The 20,399-nt window shown below is 70.2% G+C and carries 17 protein-coding genes; 8 read left to right on the forward strand and 9 right to left on the reverse strand.

Translation table 11 applies throughout. The annotated features are described in order from the left end of the window. Positions 1-264 precede the first annotated feature (264 nt). Positions 265-954 (forward strand): PRC-barrel domain-containing protein, encoded by a 690-nt coding sequence (locus R3F55_18995; protein MEZ5669480.1) that lies wholly within the window; start codon positions 265-267, stop codon positions 952-954. A gap of 158 nt (positions 955-1,112) precedes the next feature. Here the strand turns inward: R3F55_18995 and mnmA are convergent, their stop codons facing one another. From mnmA to epsC, 7 genes are all read right to left on the reverse strand, one after another. Continuing rightward, a complete protein-coding gene (gene mnmA, locus R3F55_19000) occupies positions 1,113-2,297 on the reverse strand; it encodes a tRNA 2-thiouridine(34) synthase MnmA (GenBank protein MEZ5669481.1) in 1,185 nt (394 codons plus the stop codon). A 45-nt stretch (positions 2,298-2,342) separates the two neighbouring features. Continuing rightward, positions 2,343-3,746: a hypothetical protein gene (locus tag R3F55_19005; GenBank protein MEZ5669482.1), complete on the reverse strand. Its 1,404-nt coding sequence runs from the start codon at positions 3,744-3,746 to the stop codon at positions 2,343-2,345. Next, positions 3,743-3,937, reverse strand: a complete 195-nt coding sequence (locus R3F55_19010; GenBank protein ID MEZ5669483.1) for a hypothetical protein — start codon at positions 3,935-3,937, stop codon at positions 3,743-3,745. The genes R3F55_19005 and R3F55_19010 overlap by 4 nt, the downstream gene beginning before the upstream one ends. After that, complete coding sequence (locus tag R3F55_19015) at positions 3,938-4,435, reverse strand: TenA family protein (GenBank protein ID MEZ5669484.1); 498 nt, start codon at positions 4,433-4,435, stop codon at positions 3,938-3,940. Between the two features lie 11 nt (positions 4,436-4,446). Then, a complete protein-coding gene (locus tag R3F55_19020; protein MEZ5669485.1) occupies positions 4,447-4,776 on the reverse strand; it encodes a ferredoxin family 2Fe-2S iron-sulfur cluster binding protein in 330 nt (109 codons plus the stop codon). A 97-nt stretch (positions 4,777-4,873) separates the two neighbouring features. Beyond that, positions 4,874-5,992, reverse strand: a complete 1,119-nt coding sequence (locus tag R3F55_19025; protein ID MEZ5669486.1) for a cysteine desulfurase family protein — start codon at positions 5,990-5,992, stop codon at positions 4,874-4,876. A gap of 35 nt (positions 5,993-6,027) precedes the next feature. Beyond that, on the reverse strand, positions 6,028-6,771 hold the full coding sequence (gene epsC, locus R3F55_19030; GenBank protein ID MEZ5669487.1) for a serine O-acetyltransferase EpsC: 744 nt from the start codon (positions 6,769-6,771) through the stop codon (positions 6,028-6,030). 207 nt (positions 6,772-6,978) lie between these two features. Here epsC and R3F55_19035 point away from each other — a divergent pair, with 207 nt between their 5' ends. Next, positions 6,979-7,626 carry an alpha/beta hydrolase gene (locus tag R3F55_19035; protein ID MEZ5669488.1) on the forward strand — a complete coding sequence of 216 codons (648 nt, stop codon included), beginning with the start codon at positions 6,979-6,981 and terminating at the stop codon, positions 7,624-7,626. On the opposite strand, the gene R3F55_19040 is transcribed toward R3F55_19035, so the two are convergent. After that, positions 7,593-8,714 (reverse strand): anhydro-N-acetylmuramic acid kinase, encoded by a 1,122-nt coding sequence (locus R3F55_19040; GenBank protein MEZ5669489.1) that lies wholly within the window; start codon positions 8,712-8,714, stop codon positions 7,593-7,595. The genes R3F55_19035 and R3F55_19040 overlap by 34 nt on opposite strands. Before the next feature lie 80 nt (positions 8,715-8,794). Between R3F55_19040 and tyrS the strand changes: the two genes are divergently transcribed. Next, positions 8,795-10,066, forward strand: coding sequence for a tyrosine--tRNA ligase (gene tyrS, locus R3F55_19045; protein ID MEZ5669490.1), 1,272 nt, complete (start codon positions 8,795-8,797; stop codon positions 10,064-10,066). 20 nt (positions 10,067-10,086) lie between these two features. Here the strand turns inward: tyrS and R3F55_19050 are convergent, their stop codons facing one another. Then, positions 10,087-13,458, reverse strand: coding sequence for an AsmA-like C-terminal region-containing protein (locus R3F55_19050; protein MEZ5669491.1), 3,372 nt, complete (start codon positions 13,456-13,458; stop codon positions 10,087-10,089). 24 nt (positions 13,459-13,482) lie between these two features. Here R3F55_19050 and R3F55_19055 point away from each other — a divergent pair, with 24 nt between their 5' ends. The 5 genes from R3F55_19055 to R3F55_19075 all read left to right on the forward strand — a co-directional run bounded on the left by R3F55_19055 (position 13,483) and on the right by R3F55_19075 (position 20,399). After that, complete coding sequence (locus R3F55_19055) at positions 13,483-16,461, forward strand: bifunctional [glutamine synthetase] adenylyltransferase/[glutamine synthetase]-adenylyl-L-tyrosine phosphorylase (GenBank protein MEZ5669492.1); 2,979 nt, start codon at positions 13,483-13,485, stop codon at positions 16,459-16,461. Positions 16,462-16,463: 2 nt separating this feature from the next. Continuing rightward, a complete protein-coding gene (gene bcp, locus R3F55_19060) occupies positions 16,464-16,928 on the forward strand; it encodes a thioredoxin-dependent thiol peroxidase (GenBank protein MEZ5669493.1) in 465 nt (154 codons plus the stop codon). A gap of 308 nt (positions 16,929-17,236) precedes the next feature. After that, positions 17,237-19,075 (forward strand): CHASE domain-containing protein, encoded by a 1,839-nt coding sequence (locus tag R3F55_19065; protein MEZ5669494.1) that lies wholly within the window; start codon positions 17,237-17,239, stop codon positions 19,073-19,075. Beyond that, a complete protein-coding gene (locus R3F55_19070) occupies positions 19,072-19,518 on the forward strand; it encodes a response regulator (protein ID MEZ5669495.1) in 447 nt (148 codons plus the stop codon). Before R3F55_19065 ends, R3F55_19070 begins: the two co-directional genes overlap by 4 nt. Positions 19,519-19,643: 125 nt before the next feature. Then, positions 19,644-20,399, forward strand: a complete 756-nt coding sequence (locus R3F55_19075) for an SDR family oxidoreductase (protein MEZ5669496.1) — start codon at positions 19,644-19,646, stop codon at positions 20,397-20,399.

A 20,399-nucleotide genomic window follows, 5' to 3' on the forward strand; every position in this document is an offset into this window, starting at 1 on the left:
TTGCCTCAGCATCCCGCCGATCTTGGCCGGCCGGCCGCCTGCTGTCCACAACCTGCGGCGCACACTTGGTCCGTCCCACCGGGGTCACCATGCGAAGAGTAAACGAAATCCGACCCACGCCTAACCTAGGTTAGAGACAGACCGGAACATTACTCGGCAATTCATGTTCAGGAAAATATTTATGGCCAATCTTGCAATCAACGCGGAACAAACAGCGCGCCTCTCCGTTGCTGACTCCATCGAAACCGCAGATGGAGATTCACGATGCTGCTGCGATATCTTGGCATTTCAGCGATGGCGCTGACCGTGGGCATGGCCGCCGCCCACGCCGAAGACGCGGACGAGGCTTTGGAAACCTGTCGCGCCGCCCTCAACGACTACCAGTCCGAGCTGGCGGCCGATGGCATGGCGCCGGCGCCGCTGGCCCGCGGCGACATGCGGCTGCTGCGCGAGGCCGCGCTGGTGTTCGCACGCGCCGGCAACGAAGAGGGCTGCACCGACGTTGTGGAAGGCATGCGCGAGCTCGCCGAGGAGCGGCAGGAGCAGATGGCGGAGGCGGCAGAGGAAACCGACGCCGATGCGCCGGAGGCGCGGCTGCAGGCAGCGGTGCCGGTGGCATCCACCCGCGTCAACTTGCGCGCCAGCGACATGATCGGCGCCGAGGTGGTCAACCCGCAGGGCGAGGACCTGGGCACGGTCGAGGACATCGTCGTCGCCCAGAACGGTGCCCGCTATCTGCTGATCTCGCGTGGCGGTGTGCTCGGCATCGGCGAGGACTGGGTCCCGGTCTCGATGGAGCGCGTGCGCGTGACCGAGGACGGCGAGACCTTCGTCATCGCTGTCGACCCGGAGCGCCTGGACGGCGCGCCGACCGACAGCGAAATCGACCTGGAGGACTCCGACGGCTGGACCGCCGATGTCGACGCATGGTGGGAGGCCAACATCGAGGGCTGACGCCCGCACATCGGTTTGGTCAATCCGGCAACGAACTGGCTCCGCCGGATTGTCCAGCGACGGGGCCCGGACACATAGTCCGGGCCCCTGGCTGCTCTGCAGCCCCGACCCAAAGCACGGCACCCGGCAAACGCGGGCGGTGCGTGTCGCCGAAACCGCTAGTCGACCGGCATGCCGGTTGCGGCAACGCAGTCCGCGCCGACGATCCAGCCGCCGCCAAGCACGCGCCCCCCGTCTTCAGCGTCATAGAAGACGCAGGCCTGCCCGGGCGAGACGCCGAATTGCGGCGCATCGAGACGGACGCGGACCGGCGCACCCTCCGCGCAGTCCATTCGTGCCGGGACCGGCGGCGTGGTCGAGCGCAGCCTGACCCGGACACGCTGGCCATCGACCGGCCCGTCGCCGTCTCCCAGCCAGTTGATCGCGGCCAGCGTGACGCGGTCGCGCGCCAGTGCCGCGCGCGGACCGACCACGACGCGCCGGGTCTGCGGCTCCAGCCGGACCACATAGAGCGGTGCGCTGGCATCGCCGTCGACGCCGCCGACGCCGATGCCGCGGCGCTGGCCGATGGTGTAGCCGACGATGCCGTCGTGGCGCCCGAGCACGCGACCGTCGACATGGACGATCTCGCCGCCGCCGGATGCCTGCGGCCGCAGCTTGCGCACCACGTCGGCATAGCGCCCGTTCGGCACGAAACAGATGTCCTGGCTGTCCGGCTTGGCCGCGACCGGCAGGGCGAAGCGCGCGGCCAGCGAGCGGGTCTCGCGCTTCGGCAGGTCGCCAAGCGGGAAGCGAAGGAAGTCGAGCTGCCGGCGCGTGGTCGCGAACAGGAAATAGCTCTGGTCGCGATCCATGTCGGCCGCGCGGTGCAGCTCGGCACCGTCGCGGCCTACGACCCTGCGCACATAGTGGCCGGTGGCCATGGCGTCGGCGCCGAGATCGCGGGCGGTCGACAGCAGGTCGGCGAACTTGACGGTCTGGTTGCAGCGCACGCACGGAATCGGCGTCTCGCCGCGCAGATAGGCGTCGGCGAACTCGTCGATCACCGCGGAGCGGAACCGGCTTTCATAGTCCAGCACATAATGCGGAATGCCGAGGCGGTCGGCGACCCGGCGCGCGTCGTGGATGTCCTGGCCGGCGCAGCAGGCGCCCTTGCGCGATGCGGTCGCCGCGCCGTGGTCGTAAAGCTGCAGGGTGACGCCGACCACGTCATAGCCGGCCTCGGCCAGCAGCGCGGCGGTGACGGAGCTGTCGACGCCGCCCGACATCGCCACCACCACGCGCGTCTCCGCTGGCGCCTTGTGGCCGATGACCGGGGCTAGGATCTGTGCCGCTGCCTCCATGGCTCGGAGATATAGGCCATCGCACCGAAACGGGAAATCCGCCAGCTAGGCGCCCCGCAGCAGCGCCGCCAGCCGGTCCAGCGGGCGCTGGTCGCGCAGGGCGTTGATCGGCGTGCTGAAATGGCCGCGCTTGCCGACGAACATGTTGGCCTCGGGCACGCACCAGCGCTCCGCCGTCGCGGCGCCGCTGGCATAGGGCGTCACCGCATCCTCGGTGCCGAGGACCATGACGATGTTGCCGCCGCCCATCGGCGGGGTGCGCACGGGATCGGTCAGCGGCCGCAGCGGCGCCAGCAGCGGCAGGGTCCAGCCGGCCGCCGTCAGCGCACGGTCGAGCCCCAGCCCGCGGGCGAGCGCACTGTCGAACGTCAGCCGGTCGAGACGCTCGGCCGTGGTCAGCAGCAGCATGGCGTCGGCCTGCTGCGCCTTCGGCCAGTCGGCGCTGGCGCTGGCGGCGACCTGGGCGGCGAGCGCGCCGAGGCTGACTCCGGCGAGCGCCACCGGACCGGCGCTGGTTCGTCGCGCCCATGCCGTCAGCGCCGCGATCTCCAGCGCCTGGGCGCGGAACAGCGTGATCGGTCCCAGCGGAGCGGTGCCGAAGAACGGCTCGCCCGACCACCAGCCGGGCAGCCGGCGCACCCCGTGCCAGGGCGAGCACAGCTCGACGACCCGCATGCCGCGGTCGAGAAAAGCCGCGAAGTCGTCCAGCGGGTCGCACCACAGGTCGGTCTCCATGCCGACGCCGGAGCCGTAGATCACCGTCGGCGGATCGGTCACGCCCACCGGCGCGCGGACCCGCACGGTGTAGCTGTCGCCGAGCACCGGCGAGCGCAGGCGCAGCCAGCAGTCCTCGCGCGTCGCGCTGACCCGGATCGTGTGCGACGCCTCGATCGCATCGCCGTCCGGCGGTGCGAACCAGGCGGCCGTTTCGCGCGCCGCATCGCCGATCTCGCCGTGCACCTCGTCCGGCGTCTTGACGTGCAGACGCAGCGGCGGCGGCTTGCCGAAGGCGCGCAGGTGCCAGAACGACACCCGGCTGTTCATGTAGCGATCGGTCGCCGCGATGCGCCGGGACTCCTCCGCCTGCAGCCGCTCCGCCGCCGGTGCATCGCAGCTCCAGAACAGTGCGTTGCGGGCCTCGATCGCCGCCTGGGCGGCCGCGCGTGCCTCGCGCACCTTGGCCAGCGCCTGCTCGGTGCGCCCGCGCAGCCAGCCGGGAATCGGCATCGGCACGGCATGCGCAAGCCTGGCGACGTCGCCGTCGGCAAGGTCGGCCGCGGCCCAGACGCGCGACAGCGGGAACAGGAAGCGGACCACGCCGGCCAGGGCCGGCCGGTCGATCCACCACCCGGTCGCGAGCCAACCGAGCGAGCCCTGCAGCCCTCGCATGCCCGCCCAGCGGCCGGCCGGCCGCTGCGAACCGTCATCCCCCAGCGCTTCGTCCGTCATGGCTCACGGTCCGGCGCCATCGCGCCGATGTCAAAGCCCATCTGCCAGAAGGCGGCCTCCAGCCGGGTCGCCGTGCCGAAAATCGTCCTCAGGCCGGCATGGCGCGCCTCGGCGCCGCGGCGCACGGCCAGGTCGTCGATCAGCGCGCTCTCGGCCGCGGCGACCGCCTGGAACTCGGCGCCGCCATACATCTAGATCCATGGGCGGTAGGGATTGCCGTCGCGCCGGGTCGCCGGGTCGGCCAGCAACCGCGCCCCGATCTCGGCATAGCCCAGCATGCACGGTGCCAACGCCACATGCATGTCGAGCAGATCGCCGGCGAGGCCGGTGTCGAGGACATAGCGGGTATAGGCGACCGTGTGCGGGTGCTCGGGCGCCGACGCCATCGCCGCCTCGTCGATGCCCCAGCCGGCGCAGAAGGCGACGTGCAGCGCCATCTCGGTGTTGAGGATGGCGTCGAGGCCGGCCGCCGCCTGGCGCATATCGGCGAGCCGGTCCGCCTTGTAGGCGGCGAGCGCATAGGCGCGGGCGAACTGGATCAGGAACAGGTAGTCCTGGACCAGATAGGCGCGGAACACCCGCTCGGGCAGCGAACCGTCGGCCAGGCCACGGACGAAGGCGTGTTCGACATAGGCTTTCCAGTCGGCCGCGCAGTCCGCCTTCAGTCGCGCGAACAGGCTGCCGGTCACGACCCGGCCGGTCAGTCGAGCAGGTTGCGCACGGCGTCCGGCAGCCGGACGGTGAGCCCGTCGAGCGCCTCGGTCATGATCAACTGGCAGCCGAGGCGCGAGGTGGCGGTCAGGCCAAAGGCGAGGTCGAGCATGTCCTCCTCGTCCTCCGACGCCTCGTTGAGCTTGCCGTACCAGGCCGGGTCGACGATCACGTGGCAGGTCGAGCAGGCGAGCGAACCTTCGCAGGCGCCCTCGATGTCGATGCCGTGGCGGTGCGCGATCTCCAACACGGACAGGCCCAGCGGGGCATCGACTTCGCGCCGCGTGCCGTCCGGTTCGATGAACGTCATCCTGGGCATGGCTGAGGGTCCGGGTCCGAGGTGGAGAAGGCCGGCGTGGTCCGGCATTGCGTTTCAGAAAGGCGGTGTATGGGAGAGCGCCCGGCGTCCTGTCAAGTCATGCCGCCCGCCGCGCACGCCGCGCGGCGGCCAGCCATGCGTCGGCGAACCGCGCCATGTCGTCCGGCCCGGTCGCCCAGCCGCCGCTGACCCGGATCGCGCAGCGCGCGACGTCGGCCGGCAGTCCCATGGCCTGCAACACATGGCTGCGGCCGATCTTGCCGGACGAGCAGGCGGACCCCGCGCCCACGGCGAAACCCGCCAGGTCCAGCGCCATGATGGCGGTTTCCGCCGCGAAGCCGGGCATCGCCAGGCAGCTGACGCCGGCAACCCGTGCGGACCCGGCGCCGATTACCCGCACCTGCGGTTCGGCCGCGACGAGCGCGCCCTCCATCGCATCGCGCCAGGCCGCCAGCCGCTCTTGCTGGGCAGCGTCGCGCAGCGCAGCCTCGATCGCCGCGGCGAAGCCGGCGATGCCCGCGGCATTCAGGGTGCCAGCCCGGCGCCCGCCCTCCTGCCCGCCGCCGAGCGTGTGCGGCGGCGGCGCCACGCCCTCGGCCAGCACCAGCGCACCGACGCCCTGCGGGCCGCCGATCTTGTGCGCGGACAGCGAGACCATGTCCGCCCCCAGCGCGGCCATGTCGACCGGCATCCGGCCAAGCGCCTGGACGGCATCGCAGTGCAGCAGCGCGCCGTACGCCCGGCAGATCGCGGCCGCCTCGGCCACCGGCTGGATCACCCCGGTCTCGTTGTTGACCAGCATCAGCGAGACCAGCGCCGGCCCGTCCGCGGCAGCCAGCGCCCGTTCCAGCGCCGCCAGGTCGACGACCCCGTCGGGGTCTGCCGCCACCGACACGCCAGCCGACTCCGATGCCGGCTGGAGCACGGAATCATGCTCGATCGCCGAGACGATCGCCCGTCGCTCCCGGCCGAAGCCGAGGGCGAGGTTGTTGGCCTCGGTCGCACCGGCAGTGAAGACCACCCCGCCGGGACGGGCGCCGACCGCGTCCGCAACGCTGTCGCGCGCCCGGTCGACCAGAGCCCGCAGCCGCCGCCCTTCCGCATGAACCGACGAGGCGTTGCCGGCCATGGCCATCGCCTCGGCCATGGCGGCCTCAGCCTCGGGCCGCAGCGGCGCCGATGCGTTGTAGTCGAGATAGGTCCGGCTCGTCGTCATCCGGCCGCGTCATCCGTTCGGCGGCCCGGCCGGGCTCAACAGGGCGGCACCTTCGCGGCCGCCTCGCCGTCCTGGCCGGACGCGCCGGACATCGGCACCCGGTCGCGCGCCGCATGTTCCAGTTCCTGCACCCGCGCCGACAGGGCCGTCACCTGGTCCATCAGGCCCTGGATCGCCCGCGCCGCCGGGTCGGGCAGGTCGCCGAGCGGAGTGCCGTAGGGCGCGAAGCTGTCCTTGCAGGCCTTTTCGCGCACCACCGCCCGCGCCGGGATCCCGACCATGGTGGTGCCCGGCGCGACGTCCTTGGTGACGACCGCGTTGGCCCCGATCCGCGCATTCTCGCCGACGACGATCGGCCCCAAGATCTGGGCGCCGGAGCCGACGATCACGCCGTCGCCCAGCGTCGGGTGGCGCTTGACGCCGCGCTGGCTGGCACTGTCGACCGACGGCGCCACGCCGCCGAGCGTCACGCCGTGGTAGAGGGTGACGTCCTCGCCGATTTCCGCTGTCTCGCCGATCACCACGCCCATACCGTGGTCGATGAACAGGCCGCGGCCGATGGTGGCGCCAGGGTGTATCTCGATGCCGGTCAACCAGCGGCCGAGCGCAGAAATGTACCGGCCGAGAAAGAAGAAGCGCGCGCGCCAGCAGGCATTGGCCATGCGATAGAACGCAAGCGCATGCAGGCTGGGATAGCAGAACAGGATGGTTAACGTGGAGCGGGCCGCGGGATCGCGGCTGCGGATGGCACGGATGTCTTCGCGCAGGCGTCTGAACATTTCCGGCCTCCTCCGGCCACCGCGGCGCGCGTCACACTTGCATTTCGTTTGCGAAATCGAGTAGGACACGCCGCTCGATACGCACCATATAAGGTCTCGTCACGGCGGATCAACAGCCCTCCGCCGCACCTCGGACGGGCCTGATGGCAGCCATTCGCGGCCGGGGTGTGCGTGGCAGACCATCAGGGGTGGGGGATCGAAGTCGACATGCCCGACGTGATATTCAATGGGCCGGAAGGCCGGCTGGAGGGTCGCTATACCCGCAGCAAGGAGCCGAACGCGCCGATCGCCCTTTTGCTGCATCCGCACCCCCAGCATGGCGGCACCATGCACAACAAGGTGGTCTACGCGCTGTACCAGAGCTTCGTGTCGCGCGGCTACTCCACCCTGCGCTTCAACTTCCGCGGCGTCGGTCGCAGCCAGGGCTCGTTCGCGCGCGGCGAGGGCGAGCTTTCGGACGCGGCGTCGGCGCTTGACTGGCTGCAGACACAGAACCCGAACGCCCGCAACTGCTGGGTCGGCGGCTTTTCCTTCGGCGCCTGGATCGGTATGCAATTGCTGATGCGCCGGCCGGAGATCAGCGGCTTCATCTCGATCGCGCCGCCGGCCAACATGTACGACTTCACCTTTCTGGCGCCCTGCCCGGCCTCCGGCATCATCGTGCACGGCGGCCGCGACGACATCGTGCCCAAGGCCGACGTCGAGAAGCTGGTCGACAAGCTCAACATGCAGAAGGGGATCACGATCACCTATTCGTCGGTCCCCGACGCCGACCACTTCTTCGCCCGCCACATGGACGAGATGATGGGGCTGGTCGACGCCTATCTGGACGAGCGGCTGGCCGAGGCGGCCTGAAGCCGGGCAGCGGCGAGCCGGCCGCCGGTGAGGGGTTCCGGCGCACCCGTCGTGCCGGGATATGTCAGCGGCAGCCCGCGCAGCGAACGAACGGCGAGATAGGCAAAGGCCTGCGCCTCCAACGCGTCGCCGTCCCAGCCCACAGCCTCGACCGGCGCCACCGGCGCAGCGACGGCGTCGGCCAGCATCCGCATCAGCGTCGGGTTGTGCCGGCCGCCGCCGGTGACCAGCCAGCGCAGCGGCGCCGCCGGCAGCCTCTCGGCCGCGCGCCCGATCGCACAGGCGGTGAACGCCGTCAGCGTCGCGGCACCGTCCTCCAGCGACAGCCCGCCTGCATCGACATCGGCGAAGTCCTTGCGGTCCAGCGACTTCGGCGCCGGGCGCGCGAAATAGGGATCGGCCAGCCAGCGCGCCAGCCTGTCCTCGTCGATGCGGCCCGATGCCGCCAGCCGGCCGTCGCGGTCGCAGGGCAGCCCCGCCGTCGCGCCGACCCAGTCGTCGATCGGCCCGTTGCCCGGGCCGGTGTCGAACGCGATCGGGTTGCCGTCGGCCGGCAGCCAGGTCACGTTGGCGACGCCGCCGATGTTGACCACCGCCAGCGGGCGCTCCAGCCCGGCAGCCAGCGCGGCATGATAGACCGGCACCAGCGGGGCGCCCTCGCCGCCGGCGGCGACGTCGGCGCTGCGCAGGTCATGGACCACATCGATGCCGAGCAGATCGGCGAGCAGCGGACCGTCGCCGATCTGCCAGGTGCGGCCGCGGGCCGGGTCGTGGGCAACGGTCTGCCCGTGGAATCCGATCACGTCGACCGACGCCGGGTCAATGCAGGAATCGGCCAGCAGCCGCTCGACCGCCGCCGCGTGCAGCCGGGTCAACGCATCCTCGATCGCATCCAGCGCCGCGCTGCGCTGCCACTGCCCGTACAGCGCCTTGATACGGCCCGAGAAGTCGGCGTCGTAGCCGATGGACAGCGCGGGGCCGGTCACCACCTGCCCCTCGCCATCGGTCTCGATCAGCGCCGCGTCGATGCCGTCGGCCGACGTGCCGCTCATCAGCCCGATCGCGCGCCAAAGCCTGGCTTTGCTCACCGGTCTCCCCGTGCTAATGGTCCGGCCCCTTGGCCGGCGCGGCGACGCGGGCCCTTGGCCGGAAACGGATTCTAGCACCGATGAGCGCCTTCAAGTCCGACTTTCTCCGCGCGATGTCCGAGCGCGGCTTCATCCACCAGTGCAGCGATATGGAAGGGCTGGACGCCCTGCTGTGCGCCGGCCCGGTCACCGCCTATATCGGCTTCGACTGCACTGCGGACAGCCTGCACGCCGGCAGCCTGATGGGCATCATGATGTTGCGCTGGCTGCAGCGCACGGGCCACCGGCCTATCGTGCTGATGGGCGGCGGTACCACCAAGGTCGGCGATCCGTCCGGCAAGGACGAGATGCGCAAGCTGCTGACCGACGACGACATCGCGCGCAACATGGCGGGCATCCGCAAGGTGTTCGACCGCTTCCTGACCTTCGGCGACGGCCCGACCGGCGCGGTGATGGTCAACAACGACGACTGGCTGCGCACCCTCAACTACATCGCCTTCCTGCGCGATGTCGGGCCGCATTTCTCGGTCAATCGGATGCTGGCGTTCGATTCCGTCAAGCTGCGGCTGGAGCGCGAGCAGCCGCTGAGCTTCATCGAATTCAACTACATGATCCTGCAGGCCTACGACTTCACCGAACTGGCCCGTCAGCACGGCTGCCGGCTGCAGATGGGCGGCTCCGACCAGTGGGGCAACATCGTCAACGGCGTCGAGCTGAACCGGCGCATGCGCGCGGCGCAGGGCCTGCCTGAGCAGGAGCTGTTCGCGCTGACCTGCCCGCTGCTGACCACCGCCTCGGGCGCCAAGATGGGCAAGACCGCCGCCGGCGCGGTCTGGCTCAACCCCGAGAAGCTCAGCCCCTATGACTACTGGCAATACTGGCGCAACGTCGACGATGCCGATGTCGCCAAGTGCCTGCGCTATTTCACCGAACTGCCGCTGGACGCGATCGCGGCGCTGACCGCGGTGGAGGGCGCCGCGCTGAACGAAGCCAAGAAGGTTCTGGCGACCGAGGCCACGCGCATGGCGCATGGCGACGCCGCCGCCGAGGAGGCCGCCGAGACGGCGCGCCGGACGTTCGAGCAGGGCGCGGCCGCCGAGGGCCTGCCGACGGTGGAGGTGCCCGCTGCGGAGCTTGCCGCCGGCATCGCCGCCTTCGCGTTGATGGCCCGCGCCGGTCTGGCCGAGAGCAACAGCGCAGGCCGGCGCCTGATCCAGGGCGGTGGCGGGCGGCTTAACGACCAGCGGCTCGACGACGAGAACCGCCTGGTCACCAGCGCAGATCTGTCGGCGGAAGGCACGCTGAAGCTGTCGGCCGGCAAGAAGAAGCATGTGCTCGTCCGCGCCGCCTGACCGCGCGGCGACGGCAGGCTTCAGCCGCCAGGGAAGATGTTGCGCAGCACGCCGGGGGTCAGCGCCGACAGCGGATTGACGGCAACCTGCGGGTCGCCGGCCGCGCCGGACGCCTGGTAGGTGACGGCGAAGATTCCTTCGCCCTCGCCGCCGACCAGCACGTCGCCGATCAGCGGGATCTCGCCGAGAATGCCGTTGACCGCATAGGCCGGCGCCACCGCGCCGCGCAGGTCGACCTGGTCGCGATCGATGTCGACGGCACCGTCGAAGGTGATGCCGAGCGACGGCCCGACCATCCGGCCTTCGCGGAATTCGATCCGGCCGTCGGCCAGCCGGAATGTGGTCAGCATGCGCCCGAACCCGATGCCCTCGCCCTGCAGCGCGTCGAGGATGCCGGTCACCCCGGCGATGCTGACGATGCGCGCCAGCAGCGGCGCGTCGACCAGCCGGAAGTCGGTCAGGTCGATGTCGCCGACCAGCGGCTGCCCCGGCTCGTGGTCGCGGAAGCGGGCCGCGACGACCAGGCGCCCGTCGCGCACCGAACGCACCAGGTCGAGGTCGTTCAGCAGGCTGCCCGCGTCGTTGGTGGTGACCCTGAGGAAGCGACCGTTCTCGGTCGGATCGAGCGTGACCTCCACCGGCGCACCGGACGTCGAGCTGGCCGCGATCCGGCCGTTGACCCAGGTCGAACCGACGAGTTGCATGGTGCCGGTCACCCCGGAGACGAAGCCGTCGCCGGTCAGCCACACCTTGTCCAGCGTCGCCGCGATCGCGATCGGGCGCGTGCTCTCGTCCGGGCCGTCGTCGTCGGCCTCGAGCAGCGGCTGCAGGTCGAAGGTTCCGGAGTTGAGCGTGATCGCCAGGCCGTCGTTGGCGGTCGGCTCGACGCGGCCGGCGACCTGCGTGCGACCCAGGCGCAGATCCTGCAATTCGACCGCGCGCAATGTGCCGTCGGCGTTGAAGTCCACCCGGCCGGAGGCGGCAAGGTCGCCCGCGTCGACGTCGAACCGGTCGATCGCGAACGGGTTGCCGTCGCGCAGGGCAAGACCGAACGACGCGCTGGCCGGCGCGCCCGCCGCCTTCCCCCAGACCAGCGCCGGCAACTGCATCGCCGCACCGCCGAGGTCGAGGGCCACGTCGGCCCGCGACGTGGAATCGCGATACTCGGTATAGCGCGCGGCAAAGCCGACCGGCCCAGCGACCCACTGGCGCACGTCCAGGCCCATGTCGGCCAGCCGCTCGGCGTCGAACACGCCCCGCAGCGTCGATTCCGAGGCGTAGTCGCCGCCGGCGAAGCGTTCGGTGCGGCTGACATCGACCGCCGTGCCGTCGACGGTACCGCTGCCTTCGATCAGCATGGCGTCGTTGTCGGCACGCACCGCCAGGGTCGCGCCGGTCAGCGCCTTGTCCCCGACCATGCGCGGCAGCGTGGCGCCGCTCAGCCGCGCGGTCACGTCGATGTCGATCGCCTCCAGCGGCACCACCGCATCGACGTCGAAGCCCACGTTCAGCTCGACTGCGGCATTGCCGCGCACGTCGGCCGGCGTCATGCCATAGCCGGCAAGGAAGCCCAGCGGCTCGTGGTCGAGCATGCGGAAATGGTTGCGCATGTCGCCGTTCAGGCTCGCGACCAGCGTGGCCCGCGGCAACGGCCGGTCGAAGCCGTCGATCACCATCGTGCCCGGCCCGGTAGCCAGGTCGAAGGTGCTGGCGCCGGGTTCGACCTCGACCCGCATCGCGGTGCCGTCGTAGCGGCCGTGGCCGTTCAAACCGGTCAGCGGAGGCATCCCCTCGACATAGACCAGCGCCACGTCGCGGAACGCCAGGTCGAAGTCGGTCGACTGGGGCGTGAACGCGTAGTGCTCCGCGTCGAGCTTGCCGTACAGCGCCATGTCGACGCGATCGAGCGTGCCACCCAGAACACGGCGCTCGATCCAGCGCCGGGCGTTGGCCGCGATGGTGTCGGGCCAGTAGCGGCCGATATCCGCCACGGCAACGTCCGACAGCGCGCCCTGAACCGCGATGTCGTAGCTGCCGGTGCCGTCGGCGAAGGCCGACGCCGAGCCGGTGAAGTGCGTGGTGCCGAAGGCGATGTCGACGTTGCCGATGTCGAGCGCGTCGCCTGCGCCGGCCATTGCGCCCTGCAGAGCGATCGAATCCACGGCCAGCGGCATGTCGGGCCGGTCGGGCATCACTACGGTGCCGGCACCAGACCGGAACTCGAAGCCGGCCGATTGCACGCCGTTCTCGGCCACGACCAGCTGGGCCTGGCCGTCGGCCACGACATGAAAGCCCGCCAGCGGCGTCAGCCACGGCAGGCGCGTCGCCAGGTCGGCCAAAGCCATGTTGGTCACCACCGCGTCGACCGTGACCGTCTTTCCGTCCAGGTCGAAGCGGCCGTTGGCCGCGATCGATCCGACCGTGTCGGCGAATTCCACGTCCAGCCGAAGGCCGATGTCGGCCGCTTCCCCGCCCAGGTTGGCGCTGACCCGGCCGCTGACCGGCAGGTCGAAATCGCCCAGGTCGGCGAGGTAGGGCAGCTGGGCGGCCAACAGCGACGGGCGGATCCGGTCGAAATCGACATCCAGCCGAACGCCGCGCGCCGCCCGGTCGAAAAAGGCGCTGATGTCGAAGAAGGTGACGTCGTTGTCCAGCCTGACCGCCAGCGCCGCCTCCAGGTTGAGGCCGCTGTCGTCGCGGCGCAGGATCAGGTTGGCGCCGGGCGTTTCCCAGACCGCGCCATGCGCCTCGTCGTGCACGATCAGGCTCGCGTCGCGGACCTGGAAGCTGCGCAGGCTGCCGAGCCGGCGTTCGCCGTTCGGCGGCAGCATCAACTCCTGCACGATCAGGGCCAGCACGGGCTCCTCGTTCGGCGGCGGCGACGGCGCGCCGTCGACCGGTGCGAGCGTGGCCTCGCCATGGCCGACCGTCAGGCTGCCGTCGGCGCCGTAGGTCAGGCGGATGCTGGGGGCAATCACCTCGAGCCGGGTTGGCGCCAGCTCGCCCCGCATCAAGGCGCGCAGCCCGAAGGCGACCGACATGTCGCCGACTTCGGCGATCTCGTCGCCCGCACCGTTGCGCACGGTCACGTCGATCAGGTGGATGTCGAGGCCGCGCGCCCAGCCTTCCCAGGTCAGCAGCGTGGAGCCGACTGCGACGTTGACGCCGCGGTCGGGGTCCGACAGCGCCTGCTCGATCGTGTCCGACATGAAGTCGATCTCGATCGGGCCTTCCGACAGGCGCCAGATCGTCACGCCCATCAGAACCATGAAGCCCAGGGTTGCGCCGGCCAGCACTTCCAGCCCAATGATGGCGATGCGCCTCAGGCGGCGCCGGGCCTTCGCCGGCGGCACGGATGGCGGCGGGGCCTGCTGGGACTCGTCTGTCGCCATGCCATCGTCTTTCATAGCGGCACTATGCAGCAAAAGCGGTTTGACATCGATAGCAAGGCTCTGCCCGCCCTCTACGACGCCGGACAGGCCGCGCGCGGTCGCGAGGCCTGGGTGGCCGCCCTGCAGGGCTGCGACGCAAGCGCACCGGCGACGGCGGCGGCAGACCGGCCGGACGCCGTGCGCCTGCTCGACGCGGTGTTCTCGTCCAGCCCGTTCCTCTCCGGGCTGATCGCCAAGCGGCCCCGGACAGTGCTGCAGCTTCTTGCCGACGGGCCGGAGGCGGCGCTGGCTGCCGCAACCGGCGGTCTTGCCGCACAGGCGGATGGCGTGGACGAACCGAGCCTGATGCGCCTGCTGCGGTTAGCGAAGCAGGATGTCGCACTGATCACCGCGCTCGCCGACCTGGCCGGCGCCTGGCCGCTGGAGCGGGTCACCGCGGCCCTGACCGCCTTCGCCGACACCTGCGTGCGGCTGAGTGTCGACCATCTCATCGCAAAATATGCCGGCCGCGGCGCCTGGCAAGCGCCGGCGGCCGCGCCCGCACACGCCTGGTTCGGCCTCGTCACCCTGGCCATGGGCAAGCTCGGCGCGGGCGAACTGAACTACTCATCCGACATCGATCTGGTGCTGCTATACGACCCCGACCGGGTCGCCTGCGATGATATCGGAGAATTACCGCGTCACTTCAATAAGTTTTCGCATGACCTTAATGCGATTCTTGAGGCCCGGACCGCCGATGGCTATGTGTTCCGCACCGACCTGCGGCTGCGGCCGGACCCGGGTGCGACGCCGCCGGTGATCTCGCTGGCGGCGGCCGAGAACTACTACCACTCGGTCGGCCAGACATGGGAGCGGGCGGCGATGATCAAGGCGCGTGCGATCACCGGCGCACCGGACTCGATCGCCGCGGTCCGCGCCATCATCGATCCGTTCGTCTGGCGGCGGCACCTGGATTTCTGGGCGATCGAGGACGTGCACGCGATCAAGCAGCAGATCCATGCCCACAAGGGCGGCGGCACCATCACCGTCGCCGGCCACAACATCAAGCTGGGCCGCGGCGGCATCCGCGAGATCGAGTTCTTCGCCCAGACCCAGCAGCTGATCTGGGCCGGCCGCGAGCCGGCGCTCAGGGTGGCGCCGACGGTGCAGGCGCTGGACGCGCTGGTTGCCGGCGGCCACGTGTCGCGTACCGTCGCCGACGTGCTGGCGGCCGCCTATCGCTACCTGCGCAAGGTCGAGCACCGGCTGCAGATGGTCGACGACCAGCAGACCCACAGCCTGCCGGACACGCCGGACGAGCTGCGCCGCATCGCCTGCCTGATGGGCGAGCCCGACGTCGACGCCTTCACCGCCGCATTGACCGGCCACATGCGCGCCGTCAACAGCCACTATGCCGACCTGTTCGAGGAGACCGAGCTGCCTGCGGTGGGCGGCAACCTCGTGTTCACCGGCACCGACCTCGATCCCGGCACCGCCGAGACGCTGACCGGCTTCGGCTACCGCGACACCGAGAAGGCGACAGAACTGGTGCGGGCCTGGTTCGCCGGGCGCTATCGCGCCACGCGCAGCAAGCGGGCGCAGGCGCTGATGAACCGGCTGGTGCCGGTGCTGCTGCAGGCGGTCGGCCGCACCGCCGACCCGGATGCGGCGCTGCTGCGCTTCGACCGCTTCCTGCAGGGCCTGCCCTCCGGCGTGCAGTTGTTCTCGCTGTTCACCGCCAACCCGGAACTGCTGTCGGTGCTGGCGGAGATGATGGGCAGCGCGCCGCGCCTGGCCGACTACCTCGCCCAGCATGCCGGGCTGATGGACGCGATGCTGGCCCCAGGGTTCTTCACCGAGCTGCCCGGACCGGACGCGATTGCCGCCACCCTGGAGTCCCGGTTGGCAATGGCGGCCGACTTCGAAGGCGAGCTCGACGCCGCCCGGGCGGCCACCAACGAGATCAAGTTCCAGGCCAATCTGCAGCTGCTGCGCGGCACCCAGACGGTCGAGCAGGTCAGCGACGCGCTGTCGGACCTGGCTGCGGCCGCGATCGCCGCCCTGTTGCCGCGCGTCGTGCGCCAATTCGCGCCGCGCTACGGCGATGTGCCCGGCGGCGCCTTCGCCGTGCTCGCCCTCGGCCGGCTCGGCAGCCGCGAGATGACCGCGCAATCGGACCTCGACCTCGTCTTCATCTACGACGCACCGCCGGAGGCGAGCCACTCGACCGGTCCGAAGGAGGTGGCGGTCAGCGCCTATTACGCCCAGCTCAGCCAGCGGCTGGTCACGGCGCTCAGCGCTCCGACCGCGTCGGGCCGTCTCTACGAGGTCGACATGCGCCTGCGCCCGTCCGGCAACGCCGGGCCGGTCGCCGTGTCGCTGGCCGGCTTTGCCGAATACCAGCATCGCAATGCCTGGACCTGGGAGCACATGGCGCTGACCCGCGGCCGGGTGGTCGCAAGCACGGGCGACCTCGCGCCGCGGCTGGAGAAGGTCGTGCGGGAGGTGCTGCAGCGATCGCGCGAGCGCGACCGGCTGGCCGTCGAGGTCGACGACATGCGCGGGCGCGTGCGCAAGGAGTTCGGCAGCGACGACCCGTGGGATGTGAAGCAGCGCGACGGCGGGCTTGTCGACGTGGAGTTCATCTGCCAGTTCCTGATGCTGGCCCACGCCGAGGAGAACCCGGAATGCCTGGCCCCGGCGATCGGCGAGGCAGTCGGCCGCCTCGCCGCCATCGGGGCCCTGACCGAAGCGCAGGCGGGCGTGCTGACCGAGGCCCAGCATCTGTGGCATTCGATCCAGGCGATCCTGCGCCTCACCGTGCAGGGCCGGTTCGATCCGGCGAATGCTTCGGCGGACCAGAAGGACGCGCTTGCCCGCGCCACCGGCGCGGTTGACTTCGACGCGCTGGTCGCCCAGATGGCTCGGGTCGCGTCGCGGGTCGAGGCACTGTACCGGGAGTTGGTCGGTGCGCCGGCCACGGCGGGACGCGAGGCGGAGCGCAAGAGCAACGAAGAGGGATGACCATGGCCGTTGACGTGGGCGACAAGGCGCCGGACTTCAGCATGCCGACCGACGACGGCGGCGCGGTATCGCTGGCCGATCTGAAGGGCCGCACGATCGTGCTGTACTTCTACCCGAAAGACGACACCCCCGGCTGCACCAAGGAGGCCTGCGGGTTCCGCGACGCGATGCCCGACTTTTCGGCCGTCGATGCGGTCGTGATCGGCGTGTCGAAGGACAGCCCCGGCAGCCACGACAAGTTCAAGGCCAAGTTCGACCTGAACTTCGCGCTCGGCTCCGACCAGGACGGCACGGTCTGCGAGGCCTTCGGTACCTGGGTCGAGAAGAGCATGTACGGCCGCAAGTACATGGGAATCGACCGGGCCACCTTCCTGATCGACAAGAGTGGCGTCGTGCGCAACGTATGGCGCAAGGTCAAGGTGCCGGGCCACGTCGAGGAAGTGCTGGCCGCCGCAAAGGCGCTGTAGCGGCCCCACGCTGCGCTCGTTTCCGCCGGACAATCAGGCGGCCGAGCGCCGGCCACACCTTTGCCGGCTTTGAAGCGGAAGCCAGGGCGCCCGCCTGCGGTCGGATCGCCGGAGGAGCGGAACTTCGGACCGGGACCCGGCAAGGCCGCCTCTCCCGAACCTGCGCCGCGGCAGACCATGCGGTCTCTTGCTGCCGCAGTCGCACCGCCCCACGGTTGCTTTCCACATGCGGCACCCGGAAATCGTGCAGAGGATGTTAAGCAATTCATCCTAAACACGATTTGTTGCACCTCCCGGAGCCCCGACCCATGACATTGCAGTCTGCCGGCCAGGCGGCGCTGTTGCCGCCGACCCGCCCGGACGCCGACAGCGCCCGGGACCGGCGCAAGCCGGTCGCCGGCGCGGTCGGTCCGGGCGGACTGTGGACCTGGGCGGTGCTTGCGTTGGGTATCTTGCTCACCGCCTTCGCCTACTTCTCCGTCGAGGCCGACAGCGAGGCGGCGGCACAGGCACGCTTCGATTTCCGCCAGCACGAGATCGTGCAGGCAGTCGAACGGCGCATGGCCGCATACACCCAGACGCTGTTCGGTGCGCTGGGGCTGCTCAGGGCCTCCGACGACGTCGCCCGCGACGAATGGCGCATCTATGTCGACAGCCTCGATCTCGACAATCGCTACCCCGGCATCCAGGGCATCGGCTTCACCGAGTGGGTGACGCCCGAGCGGCGCGCCGCCTATGAGGCCGCAATCCGTGCCGAGGGCTTCCCGGACTTCACCATCCGGCCGCCCGAGCCGCGCCCCCTCTACTCGTCGATCACCTATCTGGAACCGTTCGACGAGCGCAACCGCCAGGCTTTCGGCTTCGACATGTACGCCGAGGCGACGCGCCGAGCGGCGATGGAACTGGCGCGCGACACCGGCGAATTCGCCGTGTCCGGCGACGTCCGTCTGGTCCAGGAGATCGGCAGCGACGTCCAGGCCGGCTTCCTGCTCTATGTGCCCTACTATGGCCGCAACGACGTGCCGCAGACGGTCGCTGAACGGCAGGCCGCGAGCGTCGGTTTCGTCTACAGCGCGTTCCGGATGGGCGACCTGATGGAGGGCATCCTCGGCCCCGGCCTGCCGGACGTGCGCCTGCAAGTGTTCGACGGGCCGGACCCGCTGGACGACGAACTGATGTTCGACAGCGAGCCGGGCCGCGATACGTCGCAGTCCGCCTTCGTCGCCACCAGCCGGATCAACCTGGGGCAGCGCACGTGGACGTTGAAGATGTCGAGCCTGCCGGCATTCGAGGCCTTGCTCGACCCGCAGAAGTCCAGCTTCGTGCTGATCGGCGGCCTGGCCGCCAGCCTGTTGTTCTTCGGCGTCCTGCGCTCGTCGGCCAATCTGCGCGCGCGGGCCGAAGCGCTCGCCGCCGAGATGACGGTGGCGCTGGAGCAGCGCAATGCGGAACTCGGGCGCTCCAACGCCGAGCTCGAGCAGTTCGCCTATGTCGCCTCGCACGACCTGAAGGCGCCGCTGCGCGGCATCGACCACCTTGCGATCTGGATCGAGAAGGACCTGGGCGACAAGCTGGAAGGCGAGCCGAAGCGGAACATGAGCCTGCTGCGTGGCCGCATCAAGCGGCTGGAGACGCTGCTCAACGATATCCTGGATTACTCCCGGGCCGGCCGCACAAGCACGCAGGTCGAAAGCTTCGACATCGCCGAGTTCGTGGCCGAGGTATTTGAGACGGTGCGCGCCAACCGCCCATACACGCTTGCCGTCAACACCGATGTGGCAACCGTGTGCCTTGGCCGGACCGCACTCGAGCAGGTGCTGTCCAACCTGTTCTCCAACACGATGAAGCATCACGACAAGGGTGCGGGCCAGATCGCCGTCGAGGTGCACGATCGCGCCACAGGCTTCGATATCGTCGTGTCCGACGACGGCCCCGGCATTCCGAAGAACCTCCGCACCCGCGCGTTCCAGATGTTCCAGACCCTGCAGCCGCGCGACCAGGTCGAAGGCAGCGGCATGGGGCTGGCCATCGTTCGCAAGATCGTCGAGCGCCAGGGCGGCTCGATCGAGATGGTCGATACGCCCGGACCCAGGGGCGCGGTGTTCCGTATCATATGGCCGAAGCCGGCGACGGAATCCGCCCGATGAGGATGGAGCAGCTCAGCGTGCTGCTGGTCGAGGACGACGAGGTCGACCGCATGGCGGTGCGCCGTGCCCTGCGCGAGCACGGCATCGACGCGCAGCTGGTCGAGGCCCGCGACGGGCAGGAGGCGCTGGACATCATATCCGGCAACTCGGAAACCGCGCCGCCGCCGGCACCCTATTTCATCCTGCTCGACCTCAACATGCCGCGCGTCAACGGCATCGACTTCCTTCACTGCCTGCGCGGCGAGGGCACCGCCGGGCCGGCACGCGACGCCATCGTCTTCGTGCTGACGACATCGCAGTCGCGTTCCGACATCCAGGCGGCATACCGCTGCGGTATCTCCGGCTATTTCGTGAAGTCGGACTACGACCAGTCGCTGCGCAGCATCGTCGAGCTGATGTCGGCGTTCCAGACCGCCGCGGAATTCCCCGAGGCGGACGCCTGACGCGTCGACGCCCATAGCGGCGGCAGCGTCCGCCGCGGCCCTGCGGCGGCATTTGCGCCTTCGCGCCCCGATGCCTATCAATGGCGCGGCCGACGGTCCGGCCGGGACAGGGGGAGCAGCAGCGCATGGACAATCAATTCGAAGGACGGGTGGCGATCGTCACGGGCGGGGCGCGCGGCATCGGCGCAGGAATCGTCGCCCATCTGGCCGCGCGCGGCGCCCGCGTCCTGGTCCTCGACACTTCGGCCGAGGTCGAGGCGATGGCCGACCCGGCAATAGCCGGCCGCTGCATCGCGATGCAGGGCGACGTCTCCCGCCGCGCCGACATGGTCGCGATGGCCGAACGGGCGCTTGCCGCCTGGGGCCGCATCGACATCCTGTGCCCGAATGCCGGCATCTACCCAATGTCGTGGATCGCCGACATGGCAGAGGAGGAGTGGGACCGGGTGCTCGACGTCAATCTGAAGGGCGTGTTCCTGGCCACCCAGGCCTGCCTGCCGGCAATGCGCAAGGCACGCTACGGACGCGTCGTTGTGACCTCGTCGATCACCGGCCCGCACGTCGCCCACGCCCAGCACGGCCACTACGCCACCAGCAAGGGCGGCATCAACGCGTTCATCAAGAGCGCCGCACTGGAGCTGGCCACGGAAGGCATCACCGTCAACGGGGTCGAGCCGGGCAACATCACCACACCGGCACTGATGCAGCACCGGCCCAAGGAATTCATCGAGGCGCAGGAGCGCACGATTCCGATCGGGCGGCTGGGCACGCCGGAGGACGTGGCCAATGCCGTCGCCTTCCTGGCTTCTGCGGCGTCAGGCTACATCACCGGCCAGACCGTCGTCGTCGACGGCGGCCAGATCCTGCCGGAATCGCTGTAG

This window comes from Alphaproteobacteria bacterium, from assembly GCA_041396705.1.
Taxonomy (GTDB): domain Bacteria; phylum Pseudomonadota; class Alphaproteobacteria; order CALKHQ01; family CALKHQ01; genus CALKHQ01.

What these genes read in the sequence shown, in the direction of transcription:
- R3F55_18995 (MEZ5669480.1), top strand. Translation starts at nt 265, where the DNA reads ATGCTGCTGCGATATCTTGGCATTTCAGCGATGGCGCTGACCGTGGGC.
- mnmA (MEZ5669481.1), bottom strand. Translation starts at nt 2,297, where the DNA reads ATGGAGGCAGCGGCACAGATCCTAGCCCCGGTCATCGGCCACAAGGCG.
- R3F55_19005 (MEZ5669482.1), bottom strand. Translation starts at nt 3,746, where the DNA reads ATGACGGACGAAGCGCTGGGGGATGACGGTTCGCAGCGGCCGGCCGGC.
- R3F55_19010 (MEZ5669483.1), bottom strand. Translation starts at nt 3,937, where the DNA reads ATGTATGGCGGCGCCGAGTTCCAGGCGGTCGCCGCGGCCGAGAGCGCG.
- R3F55_19020 (MEZ5669485.1), bottom strand. Translation starts at nt 4,776, where the DNA reads ATGCCCAGGATGACGTTCATCGAACCGGACGGCACGCGGCGCGAAGTC.
- R3F55_19025 (MEZ5669486.1), bottom strand. Translation starts at nt 5,992, where the DNA reads ATGACGACGAGCCGGACCTATCTCGACTACAACGCATCGGCGCCGCTG.
- epsC (MEZ5669487.1), bottom strand. Translation starts at nt 6,771, where the DNA reads ATGTTCAGACGCCTGCGCGAAGACATCCGTGCCATCCGCAGCCGCGAT.
- R3F55_19035 (MEZ5669488.1), top strand. Translation starts at nt 6,979, where the DNA reads ATGCCCGACGTGATATTCAATGGGCCGGAAGGCCGGCTGGAGGGTCGC.
- tyrS (MEZ5669490.1), top strand. Translation starts at nt 8,795, where the DNA reads ATGAGCGCCTTCAAGTCCGACTTTCTCCGCGCGATGTCCGAGCGCGGC.
- R3F55_19050 (MEZ5669491.1), bottom strand. Translation starts at nt 13,458, where the DNA reads ATGGCGACAGACGAGTCCCAGCAGGCCCCGCCGCCATCCGTGCCGCCG.
- R3F55_19055 (MEZ5669492.1), top strand. Translation starts at nt 13,483, where the DNA reads ATGCAGCAAAAGCGGTTTGACATCGATAGCAAGGCTCTGCCCGCCCTC.
- bcp (MEZ5669493.1), top strand. Translation starts at nt 16,464, where the DNA reads ATGGCCGTTGACGTGGGCGACAAGGCGCCGGACTTCAGCATGCCGACC.
- R3F55_19065 (MEZ5669494.1), top strand. Translation starts at nt 17,237, where the DNA reads ATGACATTGCAGTCTGCCGGCCAGGCGGCGCTGTTGCCGCCGACCCGC.
- R3F55_19070 (MEZ5669495.1), top strand. Translation starts at nt 19,072, where the DNA reads ATGAGGATGGAGCAGCTCAGCGTGCTGCTGGTCGAGGACGACGAGGTC.
- R3F55_19075 (MEZ5669496.1), top strand. Translation starts at nt 19,644, where the DNA reads ATGGACAATCAATTCGAAGGACGGGTGGCGATCGTCACGGGCGGGGCG.